Origin of the sequence: Streptomyces sp. NPDC002994 (assembly GCF_040611155.1) — a bacterium.
Taxonomy (GTDB): Bacteria; Actinomycetota; Actinomycetes; order Streptomycetales; family Streptomycetaceae; genus Streptomyces.
This window is the reverse complement of record NZ_JBEXNQ010000010.1, coordinates 181686-201139: the sequence shown is the minus strand read 5'-3', so window position 1 is coordinate 201139 and position 19454 is coordinate 181686. Positions and strand designations below refer to the sequence as shown.

The 19454-nt window shown below is 70.1% G+C and carries 18 protein-coding genes and 1 pseudogene; 8 read left to right on the top strand and 11 right to left on the bottom strand.

Going from position 1 to position 19454, the window contains the following annotated elements:
• Window positions 1–136 precede the first annotated feature (136 nt).
• Window positions 137–1546: a type I glutamate--ammonia ligase gene (gene glnA, locus ABZX79_RS16235; protein WP_355256965.1), complete on the top strand. Its 1410-nt coding sequence runs from the start codon at window positions 137–139 to the stop codon at window positions 1544–1546.
• 345 nt (window positions 1547–1891) lie between these two features.
• Here glnA and ABZX79_RS16230 read toward each other — a convergent pair whose 3' ends face one another.
• Complete coding sequence (locus tag ABZX79_RS16230) at window positions 1892–3316, bottom strand: FAD/NAD(P)-binding protein (protein WP_355256962.1); 1425 nt, start codon at window positions 3314–3316, stop codon at window positions 1892–1894.
• A 191-nt stretch (window positions 3317–3507) separates the two neighbouring features.
• Between ABZX79_RS16230 and ABZX79_RS16225 the strand changes: the two genes are divergently transcribed.
• Entirely contained in the window at window positions 3508–4614 is a 1107-nt protein-coding gene (locus ABZX79_RS16225) for a helix-turn-helix transcriptional regulator (RefSeq protein WP_355256959.1), read from the top strand.
• Between the two features lie 110 nt (window positions 4615–4724).
• On the opposite strand, the pseudogene ABZX79_RS16220 reads toward ABZX79_RS16225, so the two are convergent.
• From ABZX79_RS16220 to ABZX79_RS16195, 6 genes and pseudogenes are all read right to left on the bottom strand, one after another.
• Window positions 4725–4853, bottom strand: a pseudogene (locus ABZX79_RS16220) (RNA-binding protein); the annotation flags it as partial.
• A 325-nt stretch (window positions 4854–5178) separates the two neighbouring features.
• A complete protein-coding gene (locus ABZX79_RS16215) occupies window positions 5179–5496 on the bottom strand; it encodes a hypothetical protein (protein ID WP_355256956.1) in 318 nt (105 codons plus the stop codon).
• A gap of 63 nt (window positions 5497–5559) precedes the next feature.
• On the bottom strand, window positions 5560–7398 hold the full coding sequence (locus tag ABZX79_RS16210) for a choline/carnitine O-acyltransferase (protein WP_355256953.1): 1839 nt from the start codon (window positions 7396–7398) through the stop codon (window positions 5560–5562).
• Window positions 7395–8228, bottom strand: a complete 834-nt coding sequence (locus tag ABZX79_RS16205; protein ID WP_355256950.1) for a class I SAM-dependent methyltransferase — start codon at window positions 8226–8228, stop codon at window positions 7395–7397. Before ABZX79_RS16205 ends, ABZX79_RS16210 begins: the two co-directional genes overlap by 4 nt.
• Before the next feature lie 80 nt (window positions 8229–8308).
• Window positions 8309–9178, bottom strand: a complete 870-nt coding sequence (locus ABZX79_RS16200) for an arpA protein (protein WP_355256947.1) — start codon at window positions 9176–9178, stop codon at window positions 8309–8311.
• A 187-nt stretch (window positions 9179–9365) separates the two neighbouring features.
• On the bottom strand, window positions 9366–9632 hold the full coding sequence (locus tag ABZX79_RS16195) for a hypothetical protein (protein ID WP_355256944.1): 267 nt from the start codon (window positions 9630–9632) through the stop codon (window positions 9366–9368).
• Between the two features lie 119 nt (window positions 9633–9751).
• Here ABZX79_RS16195 and ABZX79_RS16190 point away from each other — a divergent pair, with 119 nt between their 5' ends.
• Window positions 9752–10111, top strand: a complete 360-nt coding sequence (locus ABZX79_RS16190; protein ID WP_355256942.1) for an arsenate reductase family protein — start codon at window positions 9752–9754, stop codon at window positions 10109–10111.
• Between the two features lie 77 nt (window positions 10112–10188).
• On the top strand, window positions 10189–11043 hold the full coding sequence (locus tag ABZX79_RS16185) for a hypothetical protein (RefSeq protein ID WP_355256939.1): 855 nt from the start codon (window positions 10189–10191) through the stop codon (window positions 11041–11043).
• Between the two features lie 4 nt (window positions 11044–11047).
• Here the strand turns inward: ABZX79_RS16185 and ABZX79_RS16180 are convergent, their stop codons facing one another.
• Complete coding sequence (locus tag ABZX79_RS16180) at window positions 11048–11515, bottom strand: carboxymuconolactone decarboxylase family protein (protein ID WP_355256936.1); 468 nt, start codon at window positions 11513–11515, stop codon at window positions 11048–11050.
• 47 nt (window positions 11516–11562) lie between these two features.
• Here ABZX79_RS16180 and ABZX79_RS16175 point away from each other — a divergent pair, with 47 nt between their 5' ends.
• Both ABZX79_RS16175 and ABZX79_RS16170 read left to right on the top strand, forming a co-directional pair.
• Entirely contained in the window at window positions 11563–12987 is a 1425-nt protein-coding gene (locus ABZX79_RS16175) for a PLP-dependent aminotransferase family protein (protein WP_355256933.1), read from the top strand.
• A 118-nt stretch (window positions 12988–13105) separates the two neighbouring features.
• Window positions 13106–13729 (top strand): hypothetical protein, encoded by a 624-nt coding sequence (locus tag ABZX79_RS16170; RefSeq protein ID WP_355256930.1) that lies wholly within the window; start codon window positions 13106–13108, stop codon window positions 13727–13729.
• A 339-nt stretch (window positions 13730–14068) separates the two neighbouring features.
• Here the strand turns inward: ABZX79_RS16170 and ABZX79_RS16165 are convergent, their stop codons facing one another.
• Genes ABZX79_RS16165 through ABZX79_RS16155 form a run of 3 tightly spaced genes read right to left on the bottom strand, consistent with a single transcriptional unit; the run spans window position 14069 to window position 16909 of the window.
• Complete coding sequence (locus ABZX79_RS16165; RefSeq protein ID WP_355256927.1) at window positions 14069–14989, bottom strand: Gfo/Idh/MocA family oxidoreductase; 921 nt, start codon at window positions 14987–14989, stop codon at window positions 14069–14071.
• A 22-nt stretch (window positions 14990–15011) separates the two neighbouring features.
• Window positions 15012–15941: a serine hydrolase gene (locus ABZX79_RS16160; RefSeq protein WP_355256924.1), complete on the bottom strand. Its 930-nt coding sequence runs from the start codon at window positions 15939–15941 to the stop codon at window positions 15012–15014.
• On the bottom strand, window positions 15938–16909 hold the full coding sequence (locus ABZX79_RS16155) for a LysR family transcriptional regulator (RefSeq protein ID WP_355256921.1): 972 nt from the start codon (window positions 16907–16909) through the stop codon (window positions 15938–15940). Before ABZX79_RS16155 ends, ABZX79_RS16160 begins: the two co-directional genes overlap by 4 nt.
• 87 nt (window positions 16910–16996) lie before the next feature.
• Between ABZX79_RS16155 and ABZX79_RS16150 the strand changes: the two genes are divergently transcribed.
• The gene (locus ABZX79_RS16150; RefSeq protein WP_355256918.1) at window positions 16997–18013 is read left to right on the top strand and encodes a PHB depolymerase family esterase; all 1017 of its coding nucleotides are present in this window, start codon (window positions 16997–16999) and stop codon (window positions 18011–18013) included.
• 140 nt (window positions 18014–18153) lie between these two features.
• Window positions 18154–19185, top strand: coding sequence for a glutamine synthetase (glnII, locus tag ABZX79_RS16145; protein ID WP_355256915.1), 1032 nt, complete (start codon window positions 18154–18156; stop codon window positions 19183–19185).
• The last annotated feature ends 269 nt before the right edge of the window (window positions 19186–19454 follow it).

Genomic DNA, 19454 nt, shown 5'->3' with positions numbered 1-19454 from the left:
GGTTAACTTGCGCGAAACAAATGGGTCATGCTTGAGAAATCCGGTCTGCCTATGGTCGGGTCCAGCGTGTGCCACCGCACTGGCCGCACGGAGAGCTGCAACCCCATCCCTACCGGGTGGGAGTAGGAGGAGTTGGATGTTCCAGAACGCCGACGACGCGAAGAAGTTCATCGCCGACGAAGACGTCAAGTTCGTCGACGTCCGGTTCTGCGACCTGCCCGGAGTGATGCAGCACTTCACGATCCCGGCCGCGGCGTTCGACCCGAACGAGGAGCTGGCCTTCGACGGATCGTCGATCCGCGGCTTCCAGGCCATCCACGAGTCCGACATGGCGCTCCGCGCGGACCTGTCGACCGCCCGTGTTGACGCCTTCCGCAAGGACAAGACGGTCAACATCAACTTCTTCATCCACGACCCGATCACGGGCGAGCAGTACAGCCGTGACCCGCGGAACGTGGCGAAGAAGGCCGAGGCGTACCTGACGTCCACCGGCATCGCCGACACGGCGTACTTCGGCCCTGAGGCCGAGTTCTACGTGTTCGACAACGTGCGCTTCCAGACCTCCGCGAACGAGTCCTTCTACCACATCGACTCCGAGGCCGGCGCCTGGAACACCGGTGCGGTCGAGAACAACCGCGGCTACAAGGTCCGCTACAAGGGTGGCTACTTCCCCACCCCGCCGGTCGACCACTTCGCCGACCTGCGTGCCGAGATCTCCATGGAGCTGGACCGCAACGGCCTCCAGGTCGAGCGCCAGCACCACGAGGTCGGCACGGCCGGCCAGGCGGAGATCAACTACAAGTTCAACACGCTGCTCGCCGCGGCCGACGACCTGATGCTCTTCAAGTACGTCGTGAAGAACGTCGCCTGGCGCAACGGCAAGACCGCGACCTTCATGCCGAAGCCGATCTTCGGTGACAACGGCTCGGGCATGCACGTCCACCAGTCGCTGTGGTCCGGCGGCAACCCGCTGTTCTACGACGAGCAAGGTTACGCCGGCCTGTCGGACATGGCCCGCTACTACATCGGCGGCATCCTCAAGCACGCCCCGTCCCTCCTCGCCTTCACGAACCCGACGGTGAACTCCTACCACCGCCTGGTCCCCGGCTTCGAGGCCCCGGTCAACATGGTCTACTCGCAGCGCAACCGCTCGGCGGCCATGCGTATCCCGATCACGGGCTCGAACCCGAAGGCCAAGCGCGTCGAGTTCCGCGCCCCGGACCCGTCCTCGAACCCGTACCTCGCGTTCTCGGCGCTCCTGATGGCGGGCCTGGACGGCGTAAAGAACAAGATCGAGCCGGCCGAGCCGATCGACAAGGACCTGTACGAGCTGGCTCCGGAGGAGCACGCGAACGTCCAGCAGGTCCCGACCTCGCTCCCGGCCGTCCTCGACGCCCTCGAGGCGGACCACGACTACCTGCTGGCCGGCGGTGTCTTCACCCCCGACCTGATCGAGACGTGGATCGACTACAAGCGCGTCAACGAGATCGCCCCGATCCAGCTCCGCCCGCACCCGCACGAGTTCGAGCTGTACTTCGACATCTAAGAGGCAGCGTCGGTCGACCTGGGCGGAAGCCCTGCAAACAGGCCGTGACCTGCGAAAACCCTGACTTGACGTCAGTTACAACCGCGAGGGCTGCTACCCATAATCGGGGTAGCAGTCCTCGCTGGCTTACCAGGTTGAGGACTGTGTGCGGACTGGTGGGTGCTGGACGTGGACTGCGGGACGCAGCGCTCATGCGGCTGTGGCCTGACGGCAGTGCTGTGACTCTGCCTCGCGGAGCCACGAGGCGTGACGCGTTGGGGCAGCTTCTGCCGCCGCTCGACCCAGGTCTCAAAGCGCGCGGGATCGCGGACGCTGTCGTCCAGGGCCGCCCACTGGATGACGGATTCAGTCCCTGGCTGCAACGACCGCCTGAGCAGCTCGTGCTGCTTGGACCGCTATACCCGCAATGCTTGACGTAATGAACGGACCACCCCCTGCGAGGTCTCCCACCACGTGCAGACGTGGGTCAGCCGACACCAGACCACCTGCTGGGTGCAACTCGGCCGAGCCGTCGGCCAGCAGGGCTGTGACCAACTGCCCGGCCCCCCGAGGGATCGCGCTCGGCGGCGGATTCACGGCGTTGACGACGACGTCAAAAGTGCGCTCGCCGTCGTCGCCGTCCACCCGGAACACCCCGTTCGCGTCCTCGATCTTGCGGACGCCCGCGGCGGCAGTGAGTTGCCCGGAGTCCAACAGCCGCATCATGGTGGCGGCGTTCACCGGGACCATCGGTGAGGCCACGCTCGTCGCCACGCGGAAGTGACGCCCGAGCCGCAGACGGTCAGGCTCGGGCAGCAGCCGCCACGCGTACGGGCCAACGCTGTGCGCTGTCTCCTGGAGGACCCGGCGGCCGATCCTGGAGTCGTCGACAGCGGCCAGTTGCGCCCGCAGGCGCCGGACAGGATCTTCGGTCTCGGTCGCCAGCAGTTCGGCCACGAAGGCTTCGAAGTCCTCTCCCGTCTCCGCCAGTTCGGCGCGCAGTAGCCCGATCAGGTCCTCGAGGGTGACGACACCGTGCTGCCGGTGCAGCGCCGCCACCTGCTCGGAGGTCACGTGCTGCGGCCGGTGGCCGACCGGGCGCTGCCAGACGTGGGGCAGCACACCGCTGCGGGACAGAAGCGTGATCGGCCCGGTGTGCCCGCGCGCGACGAGCGACACGACGACGTCGACCGCGGTCAGGCCGCTCCCGATGACCGCGATGTTGCTGCCGGACGGGATCCTGTCGAGCGTGCGTGCCAGCGGGTACGGATCGTCCACGAAGCCGGGGGCGCCGCCGAGACCGTAGTGGTCTTGCGGTGTCCCCCCGCCCACGCACAGGGCCACGTGGTCGGCCTCGTGTCCCTGTCCGTCCTCGGTGCGGAGCGACCAGGTGGCCCCGGACCGGGCCACCTCGGTGACGAGGGCGGTGACGATGCGCACCTGCCAACCGTCTTCGCGCAGGGTGGCCAACGCCGTCTCGGCGGTGTGTGCCAGGTACTCGCCGTAGAGCGCGCGCGGAACCAGCGGTTGTCCCAGCCGTTCGTCGAGATGGGCGGTGCCACGCGCGCCCAGCCAGGTCGCGTAGTGCCCGAAGTCCAGGTGGCGGATCGACATGATGGCCGGTGGTGCGTTGACCAGCACCGTGTCCAAGTCGGGGCCGTACGGGCGGCCTCGCCAAAGATGCGGGGACGGCTCGAACACCGTGATGGCCCCGGGCCTGTCGGCGGTGGCCGCCAGCGTGTCCAACAGACCGACCGCGGCAGCACCCGCGCCGACAATTGCGATGTCCATGTTCTTCCCTTCACGTTCCGGGCCGCCGCCGAAAGGACCCGCGGCCTCCTTGAGCCTCGCCGCCGCCAGTGCCGAGCCCCATCCCCCGCCAGCGGTGACCGGCCGCGAATGCCCCCCCTCAAACGGGGGGTTGGCTCAGGACAGGAGGGGCGGGCAGGCTGGCCTGCGTCCAGACCACGGAAGGGATCTCCATGTCCGATGCGCGCCGCCACGCCGAGGTGCTGTCAGGTCACGCCAAGGTGCTGTCGGGTGCGGATCAGGCCACCGACACACGCGAACTCTTCAGCCGGACGTCCGCCAAGCTGCGACGGCTCATGCCGTTCGACTCGGCCGTATGGGCGGCCACCGACCCGGAAACCGGTCTCATCACCGCGCCGATGCTGGTGGAGAACCTCGGCTCCGGTGAACGCTGCGCCGACTACTGGGAAAGCGAGCTCCTGGAGGAGAACGTCCTCCCGTTTCGGGACCTCGCCCGCGCCGTTGTCCCGGCGGCCGGTCTGCGCGAGGCCACCGGCGATCTGCCGGCACGCAGCGCGCGTTTCCGCCGGCTGCTTGGAGGTCAGGGCGTGGACGACGAGCTACGCGCTGTGCTGCGGGTCGGCGACCGGCCGTGGGCCGTGGTGAGCCTGTTCCGTATGCACGGCGGCGCCCCCTTCGGCCCGGCCGAGACCACGCTGCTCGCAGGTCTGTCCACTCCGCTGGCCTCGCGGCTGCGCCGGTTCGCCCGCCCGTCCGCGTCCGCCGGCAGAACCGGCGCACCCGCGCCCGGACTCGTGCTCTTCGATCCCTCCGGTGAGCCGACCTCGATCAACGAAGAGGCGCGGCAGCATCTCTCGCAGCTCCCTGAAGGCCCCTCCATTCCCTCTCAGCTGGGCTTGAGGCTGCCGATCTGGGTGGTCGCCACCGCGCTGCAGGCCCGGGCGATCACCCAGGGCCGCGACCGGGCAGGCGGCGCGAGGATGCGCATCCGAACCGTTGACGGCCGCTGGTTGACCTGCCACGCCTCCTGCCTCAGCGGCCCCGCTGGGCAACCCGGTCCCGTGGCGCTCGTCATCGAACCGGCAGCCGCCGCCGATCGGGCGGTCCTCATCGCCGAGGCGTACGGCCTGACGCCGCGCGAGCTGGAGATCACCCAGCTCATCACACGCGGGCTGCCCACCACCGAGATCGCCGCGACGCTGTTCATCTCCCCGCATACCGTGCGCGACCACGTCAAAGCCATCTTCAGTAAGACAGAGGTCTCCAGCCGAGGCGAACTCGTCGCGCGACTGTTCGCCGAGCACTACCGGTCCGTGTGAGTACGCGCCCGGCGCCGACAGCGCCTGGCTTCGCGCGGATGGCGGGTGCTGTCGGCTGACGAAACGCGAAGTCCCAGAGGTCTGCAAGTGACGGTCGGTGCATGGCCAGGTCAGCTGCTCGCCATCAGTCTGATCTCGATGGCGAGGGCGCCAAGGGCCTCCTTCTCGGGGCTGTAGATGCAGCGGATGTTGGTCAGCTGTTTGTCACGGCTCGCACTGGGGTTGATGTTGGCGGGTCCGGCCTGCTCGCCGAGGGGACGAGGCCGAGTGCGGTCGCGACGGTGCGCATGCGCTGCTCGTGATCACGGGTGTCTCGTACGAGCTGCGGGGCGGCTGGGGCACGAGGAGCAGACAGCACAGGGTGGCGCCGGTCGGATCGGTGTCGAGCCAGGTGGCGGTGGCCAGAGAGGCGATCAGCCCGGCGGACAGCGCGTGTGGCTCGTTGGCGCGAGTGGAGATCAGCATGTGGTCACCACCGGGACCTTGAAGTTCGACGCGTACGGGCGGGGTCGCCCGGCCGCGCGGGCAGGACTCTCCCGCCCGCGCCCACGGCGGCCACGGCGCTCACGAAGCGGCGGTGTGGGCGGGGTGGCCGGTGTGGAGCAGGTCGCCCCACGCCCAGCCCAGAACCGGAAAGCCGAGCGAATCCAGTGCGAGCCGGGCGATCTTCACGTCGGACAGTTCGCTGTGCGCCGCTTCGTTTATCAGTTCCTTGACGTAGTAGAGGCCGGTTCCCACGAGGGCATACCAGGCGCGGTGCTGATTGAACGCCTCACTGTCCGCCCGTTCCAAGCGGGAAGCCGCCGCCTCGACATCGTCGCGGGTGATGGCATACAGCGTGCCGTCTACGGTGAACTCGGCTTTGGCCGCTCTGGTGTTCACTGTGCTCCTGCCTCCTGTGCTGGGGTGGAGCATCGGATGCTATCGAGCGCAGCGCGGAGCGGGTCAGTCCGACCGCCTCTCGGACGCGAGCAGTTCGCGCAGTTCGGCTACCGCCTCGCGGAGGCGGGTGGCGAAGGTGTGCATTTGGGCGGCCACCGGGAGCGGGGTGCTCAGGTAGAGGTTGAAGCGGTGGGGCAGGAGTACGTAGGCGACGCCGATGCAGCGGGGGCTGGTGGAGCCGAAGCCGAAGTACTGGATGTTGGCCGAGGGCGCTGAGCTGGTGCTCAGGTAGTCGTCGCGCATCTTCAGCCAGCCCGGCGTGCGGTAGAGGGGCGGCTGCTGCGTTACGCCCAGGTCCGCACCGCGGCGGCGCTGGATCAGTTCCAGTTCCCACAGGTGTTGCTCGGGCGCCTGGCCCGCCTGGCATTCCTTCGCGCGCGTCACGTGTTGGCCGGCGGCGGCGCGGAACGCGGTGAGCCGGGTGTGTGCGTCCGCCGTCGGGTCGTCCATCGCCGTTACGAAGTCCCGCATCTCGGGGGTGACGACGCGCATCGCCTCCGTGCGGCCGTGCCGGTATTGCCGGGTGGCGATCGATTCGTATGTGGCGCCCAGGTGACCCTTCGCGCGCTGGTGGGCCAGTTGGTAGGCGACCTGGACGAACGCGTCCGGTGAGACGCCGAGCTCCTTCGCGGTGTCGGCGCCGAAGTCCTCGAAGGAGAGGGTGCTGGTGGCGGTGTTCTGCCCGTACTGCGCGAAGGCGTTCGCGGCGGAGCGGATCTGGGCGCGGAGGGTCTCGTCGTCGTTCAGGTCGAACGTGAGGGGTTCCGGGGACGGCGGGCCTTGGGTGCGGGCTCCGGACCGGCGGGAGTGCTCGTCGGCGGGGGTGCTCAGGAGGGCGTCGGTGAAGCTGAGGATGGTGGTGCCGTCGAGCTCGCAGTGTTCGACGTTGATGCCCGCGCGGCCGTCGGCGAAGACGATGAAGGACACGGCCTTGTCGAACCAGCGGTTGCCCCGGTCGCCGTACAGCAGCTCGTCGCACGCCGCCTGGGTGTCCGACGGTGCGAAGTCTTCCAGGGCGAGGCAGAACAGGGCGGTCTCGATGGTGTTCAGTGCGTCGGCGTTACGGGCGTGGCACGCGAGGAGTCTCTGCCGGGCCGCCGCCCACTCCGCCCGGGCCATGGTGGTGAGGTGGCCGACGGACGTATCAGGGGCGGGGGGTACGGCGCCGGTCTTCATGACGGCGTGCAGGCCTGCCCGCAGGTCGTCCAGGCTGTGCGGCACACCGTCCGCGCCGAGCACGTCAAGCCGGAACATGCCGCCCCTGAAGAACACCACGATGTGGCGCGCCTCGGACGGGCCCGGCGACGCCTCGGAGTAGGGGCTGCGGACGGTATCCAGTTCCGCCCCGGGAATGCGGGTCGTGGAGAACAGGTACTTGTTCTGCACCATCGACTGGGGCGCACCGCGCTGCACGACCGGCGGGATGAGTTCCTGGTCGAGCTGCTGTTTGTAGTTCAGGGCTCCCGCGATGAGGCCCGCCGCCCGCTCCACCTGCTCCTCGCCGGAGTCCTTGAACAAGAAGAAGAAGTTGGCGTTGAGGGCGATCCGGTCGCGGCGGCCCAGGTAGCGGTACGGCCAGAAGGTGTCGAGCCAGCTGTGTACGCCGTCGGTGGCGTCGTACTCCTCCAGGGCCCTGTGCAGAACCCGGCCGGGGCCCTCGGGGCGGAGGAAGGCGGCCACTTCCGCCTCGGTGGCCGCCCGTTCGTCGGCGGTCAGCAGCGGCGCGCACCAGGCGAGGAACCGCTCGCAGCTCGCCTCCAGCGTGGGCAGCGGCACGCGCGGCAGGCGGTCCTCCCGGGAGAAGGTCGTGTCGACGGCTGCTGTGGCCTGGCTCGTGTTCAATTCTGCTCTCGATTCGGGTCGTGGGGACCTGTGGTTGTGGTGGGGCGGGACAGGTAGAGCTGCGCGTAGAGCCAGCCTTCCGCCTCCAGGCCCCGCGCATCCACCCCGGCGGCCGACAATCTGTCCAGTACGAGCGACTGCTCCTCGGCGGAGGCGAACCGTCGCTGCTTGAACACCTCTTCGACCCGGACGGTCCGGTAGCCGAGGCCGGCCAGCGCGTGCTCGACCGGGTCGAACGGGAACATCCGGAGCATGAAGTGCGCCATCCAGGGCAGGCGACCGCCCTGCGCCCGGACGACCCGGGTGAGGGTCCGCTCGGTTACGTACCCGAGGCAGCCCGTCGAGATCACCAGGTCCGTCCCCGCGAACTGGGCGCGCTGCTGGAATGTGAGCTCGTTCTCCTCCAGGTCGGCGTTGACCGCGTCGTCGAGGAACCCCGCCTCCAGGGCGTAGGACAGGGCGTTGGAAGAGGTGTCCAGGCCCACGATGCGGATGCCGCGCACGGGACTGCGGGAGCGGGACAGTTCCCGGTCGCGGGCCAGCAGGGCCTGGCGGCCGCCGCCGTCGCTGTAGCGCGCGTACAGCTCGTCCATGGTCGCGTCGTACTTCAGCAGGGCGGCGTTGATTCCGTACGAGCAGCCGATGTCCAGCACTTTCGGCTCCGCCACCTGCTGGGACTCCGCGTACTCCTTGATGAGCTTCGCGAAGTAGGGCTTCGCCAGCTGCGGAACGCAGTAGCCGAGCGGGCGCAGCACGCTGAAGTACGTGCCCGGGTCGGGCTGCGTGTAGATGTGGTCGAGCGAGACTTTTCCGGTCGCGTCGAAACGCACAGGACTTGCTCCTCCGGGATCGGCAGAGTGGCGAAGTGTGGCGCGGTGGCGCGGTGGCGCAGTGGCGCGGTGGCGCGGTGCTAGTCCAGCAGCCGGTCACCCCGGACGGCCCGGCCTTCGGACGCCAGGTGCTCGGGCAGTACCCGGCCGAAGAGCTGCTGGGTCCTTGCCACGCTCCCGATGACGCCGGGGCGCTCGCTGTAGGCGAATATCGCGGAGTGGCGCGCGACTTCGCCCCGCACGGGGCTGACCCGGTGCAAGGAGTAGCGGCCCTTGAACAGCTGGAGGTCGCCCGGTCGAAGCGGGAGGCGGCGGGTGAGGCGCTCGCCCCGGCCGTCCAGGACGTCGCGGACGTCGTCAAAGCTTTCGTCGTACGCGGACCTGATGTTCGGGCAGTACTCGAAGTCGCCGCCGGACTGCGGCAGCTGGGTGAGCATGCTCACGGTGAACTCATTGGTGTCGAAGTGCCAGGGATGCTCCTTCCCCGGTGCGACGACGTTGAGAACGAGCCCGGAGAGCGGGTCCGCGAGCTCATGCAGCGTCGGCAGCCCGAAGCAGCGCGCGACAAACCGCTGGAACACCTTGTGGGAGTACAGCCGGCTGATGAGGGAGGCCACGGGGATGCGGTCGCGGGCGACGAACGCGTTGCCCCGCTGGAAGGTTCTCCGGCCGGGGTGGTTCTCCGGCAGATCGGTGCCCACCGCGATGTTGTAGACGTTGACCGTTTCGACGTCGGAGTGGGCCCGGGGGGCGATGGCCGAGCACTCCTGCCGCAGAACGTCGCGGAGCGACGGGCGGATGAAGTCCGGCAGCACGGTGCAGCCGAGAGCCGACAGGTCGCGCCGGGCACGGGAGACGATGTCCCGCCCCTCGGCGCTGTCGAGTTCCGACAGGGGGTACCGGGCTGTGTCGACCACCTGGTCGAGCGTGGCGGCTTCCAAGGTGCTCATTTCGATCCTCTCCCCGATGTGGGCAGATCGCGATTTCCGAGCAACTCTACTGACGAGTAACGAAGTTGCGGACGCCTGTGACGCGTCACACTTCCCATGGTGGAGGACCCGACCGGGGATCGGGGAGTGGGCTTTTCCGGCCAGGGGCGCGCCTTCGGTCGTGCCGAAGACGCGCCCCCGCCTCGGATCAGCGGCCGTAGCGGATCAGCGTGCGCACCATCCGGCACGTCGTGTCCGACGGCGGGTGGATGCCGATGAGCTCCGCGGTGCTGCGTATCTTGCGGTTGGGTGCCTGCGACGGGTGGTACACACCCGTGTCGAGCAGCGCGATGGCCAGGCGCATCGCCTTGAGGCGGCGGTTGTGGGTCTCGTACCACGCGCGCGACCGTCCGGCCGGCAGTGGGGTCTTCGACAGGGATTGCGGAGCGATCGAGAACAGTGCGGCTGCGGCCATGGGCATCCTCCTGGGGCGGTCGGGAACCCTCTCTGACTACCTCGATTTTACTGCCCACCACTGACAATCGGCCCTGGCCAGAGGCTGTTTGGCGGGTGCCTGGAGGTACGGTTGTGGCCATGGAGATCTGGATCAATCCCGCGTGTTCGAAGTGCCGCAGCGCCTTGCATCTGCTGGACGAGGAGGGCGCCGATTACACGGTGCGCCGCTACCTCGAGGACGTACCGACACAGGACGAGATCCGTGCGGTGCTGGAGCGGCTCGGGCTCGAACCGTGGGACATCACGCGTACGCAGGAGGCGGCGGCGAAGGAGCTGGGGCTCAAGGACTGGGCGCGGGACGCCGGTTCGCGGGACCGGTGGATCGCGGCCCTCTCCGAGCACCCGAAGCTGATCCAGCGGCCGATCATCACGGCGGAGGACGGTACGGCCGTGGTGGCGCGTACGGACGACGCAGTGCGGGATGCCATGTCCCGGTGAGGGGGCGCGCGGGGCGATTTGGGTGGTTCGTCACCCGACGGGACGTGGGCGGGATTCCGCTGCTACCCTCCGCGGCCATGAGTTCTGGTGATCATGGTCCGTACGGTTCCTACCCGCCCCCGTTCCCTCCTCCCCCACCGCCCCCGCCCGCGACCCCCCGGTCCAAGCGCCGCACGTGGCTCATCGCCGGCAGCGCGGTGGCCGTGGTCGGGGTGCTCTCCGCCGTGGCGGTGGGTGCGGTGCTGTACGTCGCCGCCCAGGGGGCCGACTCCCTCGTCGATACGGCCCGTACGAAGGGCGCGCCGTCCTCGCGCCCGGCCGCCCCCACCGCCCCGGTCGCCCCGGCCCCCTCCGTCAGCGCCGCGCTGCCCTCCGACGCGCCGTCCTCGCTGCCGTCGCTGCTCGCGCGTCCCGTCGTACGCCCCGTCCAGGCCTTCCCGGCGAAGACCGTGCGGCTCGCCGACGGCACCGTCTACCACCGCGTCGACGTGGGCACCACGACGGAGTGCGAGCGCGGCATGTCGCAGGAGCTCGCCGGGCTCATAGCCCAGGGCAGTGGGTGTCTGCAGCTGACCTCCGCCCTGTTCACCGATGCCGAGCGGCGCTCGCAGGTGACCGTCGGCGTACTGAGCTTCAAGCGGGCCGAGGACGCGGCGTCGGTCTTCGGGATGGTCTCGATGGACCCGGTCACCTACCAGGTCGTCTCGCTCGATCCGCCGCCCGAGGCCGGTCTGCCGACCGTACCGCCCGGATCCCCTGGGGTGTTCAGGCGGCTGATGACGGTCCGGTCCGTGGTCTTCTCCAACGCGCAGTGGGCGGACGGCTCGCAGACGCGCGAGGCGGAGCTGACCGGGCAGGCCACTCAGCTTCTGACGTACGTCAACAAGAACGTTGTGGCGCACGAGGACGGGAAGGCGCCGGGAACTCCCTGAGTGGTCACGACACTCGTTCGTCCTCGCCCGCCGTCTTCGCGGTGGCCAGCGCGATGCGGTTCCAGGTGTTGATCGTGAAGATCAGGGCCAGGAGCTGGGCCAGTTCCTTGTCGTCGAAGTGGGCTGACGCGCGGGCGTACACGTCGTCCGGCAGCCCGCCGTCCGCGATCAGCGTCACCGCGTCCGTGAGGGCCAGCGCCGCCTGCTCCTTCTCCGTGAAGAAGTGCGCGGCTTCCTTCCACACCGCGACCATGTGCAGCCGCTCCTCGCTCTCGCCCGCCTTGCGGGCGTCGGAGGTGTGCATGTGCAGGCAGTACGCGCAGTGGTTGAGGTGCGAGGAGCGGATCTGCACCAGCTCCACGAGCGTCGGGTCGAGTCCCTCGCGGGCGGCGGCGTCGAGGCCGATCACTGCCCTGAACGCCTTGGGGGCGGCCTTGGCGAAGTTGAGGCGCTTGATCTCTGTCGTCGTCATGTGTACGACTCTATGGGCGCAGGCGACCGTCGAAGGGGTGCATTTGAGTGGCAGAATCGTGGGTCAATTCCGCGGAGGGACTGGGCAGCGATCTGCATCTGGAGTTGGAGAAGGCGGGTTCCGGAAGTCGGCGCGCCGTGCTCATGCGGGCGCTGCGTGAGGCGATTCGGGGCGGGCGGCTCGCGGCGGGGACGCGGTTGCCGCCGTACCGTTCCCTCGCCGCCGACCTCGGGCTCGCCCGCAATACGGTCGCCGACGCGTACGCCGAACTCGTCGCGGAGGGCTGGCTGACGGCCAGGCAGGGATCCGGGACCCGCGTCGCACAGCGGGCGGCGCCGACCGCGCCCGCACAGCGGGCCCGCACGCCCACGCGGGCCGCCCGTCCGACGTACGACCTGGTCCAGGGCCGACCGGACCCTTCCGCCTTCCCGCGCAGCGCCTGGCTCGCCTCCGCCCGCCGGGCGCTGACCGCCGCGCCCAACGACGCCTTCGGGCCCGGTGATCCCCGGGGCAGGGCCGAGCTGCGGCAGGCGCTCGCGGAGTATCTGGCGCGGGTGCGGGGCGTACGGGCGGACGCCGGGCGGATCGTGCTGTGCTCGGGGGCCGCGCACGCGCTGCGGCTGCTGGCGCGGGTGGTGGGCGGGACGTGGGCGGTGGAGGCGTACGGGCTGCCGTTCCATCGCGCGCTGCTGGCGGAGGAGGGGGTACGTACCGTGCCGGTCGGAGTCGACGAAGACGGGGCGCGGGTGGGCGACTTGGCCGGGTCCGGGACTGCCTCCGGGACCGTACTGCTCACTCCCGCGCATCAGTTCCCGACCGGCGGGCCGCTGCGTCCCGAGCGGCGGGCGGCCGTCGTGGACTGGGCGCGGGCGACGGGCGGGCTGGTCCTGGAGGACGACTACGACGGCGAATTCCGCTATGACCGGCAGCCGGTGGGCGCGGTGCAGGGACTCGACCCGGACCATGTGGTGCTGATCGGGTCGGTCAGCAAGAGCCTCTCGCCCACGCTGCGGATCGGCTGGATGGTGCTGCCGGAGCGGCTCATGGACGGCGTCGTGGCGGCGAAGGGGGAGCGCGAGCAGTGGTCGAGCGCGACGGAGCAGCTGACGCTGGCGGACTTCGTCGCATCAGGGGCGTACGACCGTCATGTGCGCCGGATGCGGCAGCGCCACCGGCGCAGGCGCGACCAGTTGGTGGAGGTGCTGGCGGAGCGTGCGCCGCACGTGCGCGTGACGGGGATCGCGGCGGGTCTGCACGCCGTGCTGGAGCTGCCGCCCGGTACCGAGCGGGCGGTGGTGAAGGCGGCGGCGTGGCAGGGGCTGGCGGTGGAGGGGCTGTCCGACTACCGGCATCCGGACAGTGGGGGTGGAGGTGAGCGGGACGGGCTGGTCGTGGGGTATTCGACGCCGGCCGAGCATGCGTACGCGGGTGCTCTCGACGCTCTGTGCCGGGCGCTGCCGCCGTCTGCCTGATGCGGAAGTTGTTGCTGGGGTGATTGAGACGGATGGGGTTGCTACTCGTACGTAACGGCACACGGAAACCCATGCGGCCGTGGTGCACACGGCACTCGGCCGCGGACAGGAGTCGCACGTGTCGCGCAAGAAAACCCTCAGCCGTAAGAAACAGCTCGCTCTGCTGGCGGGCGCCGCCGCGTTGGTCGCGGGCACCGCCGTGGTGATGACCGGTACCAGTCAGGCCTCGGTGGCCTGTGACGGGCTGGCCACCGCGCTGAGCAACAACGAGCAGTTCATCGCCGGGCAGCGGGCCAATCCCGATGCGCAGTCGGATGCGCGGATCGCCAACCGGGAGGCCGTCATCGAGCAGATCAAACGTCAGCAGGCGGCGTCCGGGTGTGACGCGGGGGCTCCGCCGGAGGACGTGGCGGCTCCGCCGGCGGAGGGGAGTGCGCCGCCGGCGGACGAGGCTGCCCCGCCGGCTGAGGGTGGCGCGGGTGAGGGGGCGGTCGGCGAAGTGGTGTGTGCCGGGTCCACTGTCACGCTGTCCGGGGAAGGCGGCGCGCCTGCCGCTTCGAGCGGGGAGTTCCCTGTCGGTACGCAGCTCAAGGTCACCAACCTCGACAACTCCAAGTCGACGACGGTTGAGGTCACTTCGGCTTCCGGGAGCTGCGCGCTGCTCAACAACGCGGCGTTCGAGCAGGTGCGGGAGCCTGGGAAGTTCCTGATCCGGAACGCGCGGATCGAGCGCGTGGGGTAGGGCGCGGAGGCGGGGGCGGGGCTGCTGGGGCTCCGCCCCAGACCCCGCTCCTCAAACGCCGGAGGGGCTGACAGTTGCCGCACGTGGAAGGGCTGCCGCACGCGGCAGCTCGCCCCTGGGCCGAAAAGCCCGGCATGCCGGGGAGTCTGGCGCGGCCCGCGAAGGCCGGCATGGGCGGACAGTCACGCCCGGCCCGAAAAATCCCGCACGCCGGACAGTCAGCTCCGGCCCGAAAAATCCGCAGGCCGGGCAGTCCGACCCGGCCCGAAACATCCCGCACGCCGGGCAGTCGGCCCCGGCCGGGAAGTCAAACCCGTCCGGCGGCTGATGTCGGTCCCCTCAGCAGCGTGTCAGTTGGGTCTCCGCGTCGGCGAGGATTTCCGTCAGGCGCAGGGCGAACGCCGCGTCGCACGGATGCGGCTCTCCGGTGCGTACCGCCCGCAGCAGGGCGTCGACGGCCGCGCCGAAGGACTCGGTCCCGTCACCCCAGGCCGGCAGTTCCGCCACGCCCGCCGTCCCCCGCAGCTCCACCGTCGCGCCCGCCGCGCCCGCCGGCGCGCTCAGGCTCAGCGTCACCGTGCTCGACGCCTGCGAGGTGTGCCGCAGTACGAGGTGGACGGTGTCCCCGGGGCCCGGCGCCGCGTTCACCGACGTAACGTCGCCGAGCACCGGCAGGAGCACCGACAGCGCGTGCGGTCCCACATCCCACAGCGCGCCCTTCTCGCCGCGCCACGGTGATGCGGCGTACGGACTGTTCGCGCCCGGCGAGAACAGCGCGCCGAGCCACCGCGCGTGCGCCGTGAACCAGCCGTCCACCGCCGCCTGTTCGGCTATCCACTCCGTCGTGCCCGTCGCGAAGCGCAGCGTGCAGAAGACCACCGACGACACGCCCGCCTTCTGCGTCGCCTCGACGACCTCGCGCGCCCCCGCCACCGTCGTCGCGAGCGGCTTGTCCAGCAGCAAGTGACATCCGGCGGCCGCCGCCCGTACCGCCAAAGGGGCCTGGACGTCGGGCGGCAGGGCGATCGCGATGACGTCGCACGCGGCAAAGAGGTCGTCGACGTCCTCGTACACCGTGCTGCCATGGGCGGCGGCGAGCGCGGCGGCCGCCTCCGGCCTGCGCCCCCACACGCCCGCGAACTCGGCGTCGGGATACGCTGCGAGCGCCGGTGCCTGCGTTGCGGCCGCCCATGGGCCGGTGCCGAGTAGTCCGATGCGCGGCCTGAGCGGTCTCGTGAACGGTTCGGTCGTATCGGTCATGCCCGCCAGTGTGCCCGGGATGTCACGGGGCGCGCAGTGCCTCGACGGCGATCCGGGCGGCGGTGCCGATGACGGCGTCGGCCGCCGGGAGCGTCGCGGCAGTGCTCGCCGCACGGGTGAAGACGGCGACGGCGTAACGGCCACCGTCCGGGTACTCGACGACGCCGATCTCATTGCGCACGGTCGGCAGGCTGCCGGTCTTGCCGGAGACGTGTACGTCGTCGAACGGGAAGCCGGAGGCCAGCCGGTGGGGCCACACCTGGAGCCCGAGGATCCGGCGCAGGGCGGCGCAGTACTCGGGCGGACAGGCCCGGTCACGCCAGATGGCGGTGAGCAGGCGGGTCATGTCGCGCGGGGTGCCGCGGTTCGTACAGGTGGGGTCGAGGGCGCGCAGCCGGGCGACGACCTGGGGATCGGCCAGGGCCCGGACGCCGGCCTGTCCGGTGTCTTCGGCGATGGTGGCGAAGAGTTCGCCCACCGTCTGGGTGGCGAGGGTGCGGGTGAGGCCGAGTGCGGTCATCGCGTCGTTGACGGCGGCGAGGCCCACGCGCTGGAAGAGGAGGTCGGCGGCGGCGTTGTCACTGACCGACATCATCAGATAGGCGAGGTCGCGCAGGGACATGCGCACCGGGTCGAGCATCGCGGCCAGGCCTGTGGGGCCGCCTGTGCGGGCGTCACCGGGGGACTCGATCTGTTCGGTGAGATCGAGCAGACCGTCCGCCGCCTGCCGGTAGAGGGTGACGAGCAGGCACAGTTTGTGCACGCTGGAGGTGGCGACCAGGGTGTCCGCGCCGACGGAAATCTGCGTCGTGGAGTCCCGCACGTCCGCGTCGATGTCGACGGCGTGCAAGTACCCCGTGACGCCGGCTTCGTCGAAGGCCGCGCGGATGCGGGCGTCGGGTGCTCGGGTGGCTCGGGTGGCTCGGGTGGCTCTGGGCGATTGAGGGGTCACAGCCAGTACTCCGCTGCCGGGCGCAGGTGGAGCGAGCGCTGCGGCAGGTCGGCACTCACCCCGGCAGTGTTCCACAGGGCGTCCATGGCGATGTCGTTGAAGGCCCGTACGGTGACGTCCCCGCGCCCGCTCGGCCAGGCCAGGGAGTGCCGCCACGCCAACGGGGCGCCGGCCAGCGGGCGCCAGACGGTGTCCGCGTCAGCACCGCCGGACCCCTGGGCCGCCTGGTCGTCCTCGGGGGTGAAGGCGACAGCGCTGCCCGAGAGGACGAGGCCACGGGTGAAGCGTTCGCCGTGGCCGTGGCGGACGGCCTGGGGTGTGAAGCCGTTACGGGCGCAGGTGGTGAGCAGGTCGTCGTGGAGGGCGGGGGCGTGAGCACGCGGGAAGAGGATCAGGTCGTACCCGGTCAGCGCGGCCAGCGGTACGACGCCGAGGGCGGCCGCGGGTGCGTCGTGCGGCAGGAGTACGCCGAGCGGGCGGCGCAGGACCTGGCCGAGTTCCAGGCCCGCGATGGCGCACGGGTGGTGGATGAGGCCGACGTCGAGGGTGTGGGCGGCGAGTTCGGCGAGCTGCTCGGTGGTGGTCAGTTCACGCAGCTCCAGTTCGACGCCGGACTGCCGCTCCTGGAAGGCGCGGAGGATCGCGGCGACTGTGCGGCTGGATATGTCGGGCGGCAGAGCGGCCCGCAGGACCCCACTCTCGCCGTCCCGAAAGCGTGCCGCCGTGGCGGCGAGGGCGTCGGCGCGGGCCAGCAGCGCGCGGGCGTCGTCGAGCAGGAGGGCACCGGCCTTGGTGATCGTCACCTGGCGGCTGCTGCGGTCGAACAGCCGCACACCCAGCTCGCGTTCAAGGCGCTGAATGCGCTGCGACAAGGGCGGCTGGGCCATGTTCAGCCGGGCGGCCGCCCGCCCGAAGTGTGACTCTTCCGCAACAGCCACAAAGCAGCGCACGTGCCGAAGGAGGTCCATGAGCAGTGACGATACCGAAATGGATATCGATGCGTTGCCGATATAGATCTTGGACTGGATGGCCCAGGATCTGCTCTGATCGACGGCATGACGACGACCGCACGCAACTCACGTAACCCACGTAACTCACGTATCCGTGGTGCCTCCATCGCCCTGTTACTGGCGGCCACCACCGCCCTCACCGGCTGTTCCACCACACCGGCAGACACCACGCCTCCCGCCCCCTCTTCCCCCACCTCGGCCACCGCCCCGCCCGCCGCCACCGACACCCGGGCGCGGCTGGAGGTCGACGGCACCTCCCGTGACTACGTGCTGCACCGGCCCGCCAAGAGCGGCGACGGACGGAGGCCGCTGGTGATCGCGTTCCACGGCCGGCGCCAGACCGCCGAGGAAGTACGCCGGCTCAGCGGCCTCGACAAGGCCGCCGACCGCCGCGGCCTCCTGGTCGCCTACCCCGAAGGCCTCAACAAGGGCTGGGGCGACGGCGGTGCCCCCACGGCCAAGCGACCCGACCCCGACACGGACGTACGGTTCACCGCCGCCCTCATCAAGAAGCTGGTCGGCAGCGGGCAGGCCGACCCCCGGCGCGTGTACGTCGTCGGCTTCTCCAACGGTGGTTCCATGGCCCTGCGCATGGCCGCCCAGCGGCCCGACCTCGTCGCCGCGGCCGGCACCGTAGCGGGCCAGCTGCCCACGAAGCCCGCCGAGGTCCGGCCCACCGGCGCAGTGCCCGCACTGCTCATCTACGGCGACAAGGACCCCGTACGCCCGATCACCGGGATGCCCAAGCCGGGCCCGCCCGCTCCGGGTGCCGAGCCGTCCACGCCGACCCTGTCGGCGAGGGCGAGCGCCGAGGCATTCGCGGCGTCAGCGGGCAAAAAGGGAGGAACACCCTCTCCCGTCACCGAGAAGAAGACCGGCTACACCCGCACCGTCTGGGACTCCCCGTCGCCCCGCGGTGATGTCGAGCTGATCGTCGTACACGGCGGTGGTCACACCTGGCCCGGCTCGGCCGTCCGCGGCAACCCGGCCTTCGGCCCCACCAGCAAGGCGCTGGACGCCACTGCGGCGATCTTGGCCTTCGTCACCGGCAAGCGCTCCTGACATGCACTCGTGATGCGTAAGAAACCTGAGTAACACGGGGTTCACAATCGGGCAACGGACGGGAAATCAGCGCTTGCGAAGCTGCCCTCACAAGCCGCAGTACCGCAGCAGCAGCCGCAGCACCACAAAGGATGGCGTCCGTGACCTTCAAGGCCGAGTACATCTGGATCGACGGCACCGAGCCGACCGCCAAGCTTCGCTCGAAGACGAAGATACTGCCGGGCTCGGCCACGGGCCTCGACGAGCTGCCCATCTGGGGTTTCGACGGATCCAGCACGAACCAGGCCGTGGGACACGCGTCCGACCGTGTGCTGAAGCCCGTGTTCTCCTGCCCGGACCCGATCCGCGGCGGTGACAACGTGCTCGTCATGTGCGAGGTCCTGAACATCGACCTCACGCCGCACGAGTCCAACACGCGTGCACTGCTGCGTCCGGTCGCCGAGCAGTTCGCGAACCAGGAGCCGATCTTCGGCATCGAGCAGGAGTACACCTTCTTCGACGGCTCGCGGCCGCTCGGCTTCCCGGTCAACGGCTTCCCGGCCGCGCAGGGCGGTTACTACTGCGGCGTCGGCGCCGACGAGATCTTCGGCCGCGAGATCGTCGAGAAGCACCTCGACCACTGCCTCGCCGCCGGTCTCGGCATCTCCGGCATCAACGCCGAGGTCATGCCCGGCCAGTGGGAGTTCCAGGTCGGCCCGCTGGCGCCGCTGGAGGTCGCCGACCAGCTGTGGGTCGCCCGCTGGCTGCTCTACCGCACCGCCGAGGACTTCAACGTGTCCGCGACCCTCGACCCGAAGCCGGTCAAGGGCGACTGGAACGGCGCGGGCGCGCACACCAACTTCTCCACGAAGGCGATGCGCGAGGGTTACGACGCGATCATCACCGCGTGCGAGTCGCTGGGCGAGGGCTCGAAGCCGATGGACCACGTCAAGAACTACGGCGCGGGCATCGACGACCGCCTCACCGGTCTGCACGAGACCGCCCCGTGGAACGAGTACAGCTACGGCGTCTCCGACCGCGGCGCCTCGGTCCGCATCCCGTGGCAGGTCGGGCAGGACAAGAAGGGCTACATCGAGGACCGCCGCCCGAACGCGAACGTCGACCCGTACGTCGTGACGCGCCTGATCGTCGACACCTGCTGCACCGCGATGGAGAAGGCCGGCCAGGTCTGATTCCGCACCAACACCCGCGCCACAGGCGACTGGGGGGCGTCCGCCGATCCGGCGGGCGCCCCCCTTCGCGTGCCGTGGCGGGCGGACGTCTGCTTCAATAGGCTTCATGGCCAGCCTCCATCAGGAACACACCGCGACAGGTCGCAGCGACCTGGAGCCGTTCTGGCCTTCCCGTCAGCATCACGACTTCGACCGGGTGTGTTGTCGCGCGACGAACGCGCGGGCCCTCTAAAGCCGTTCACACCGGTCTTCGGTCCAGCGCGCACGAA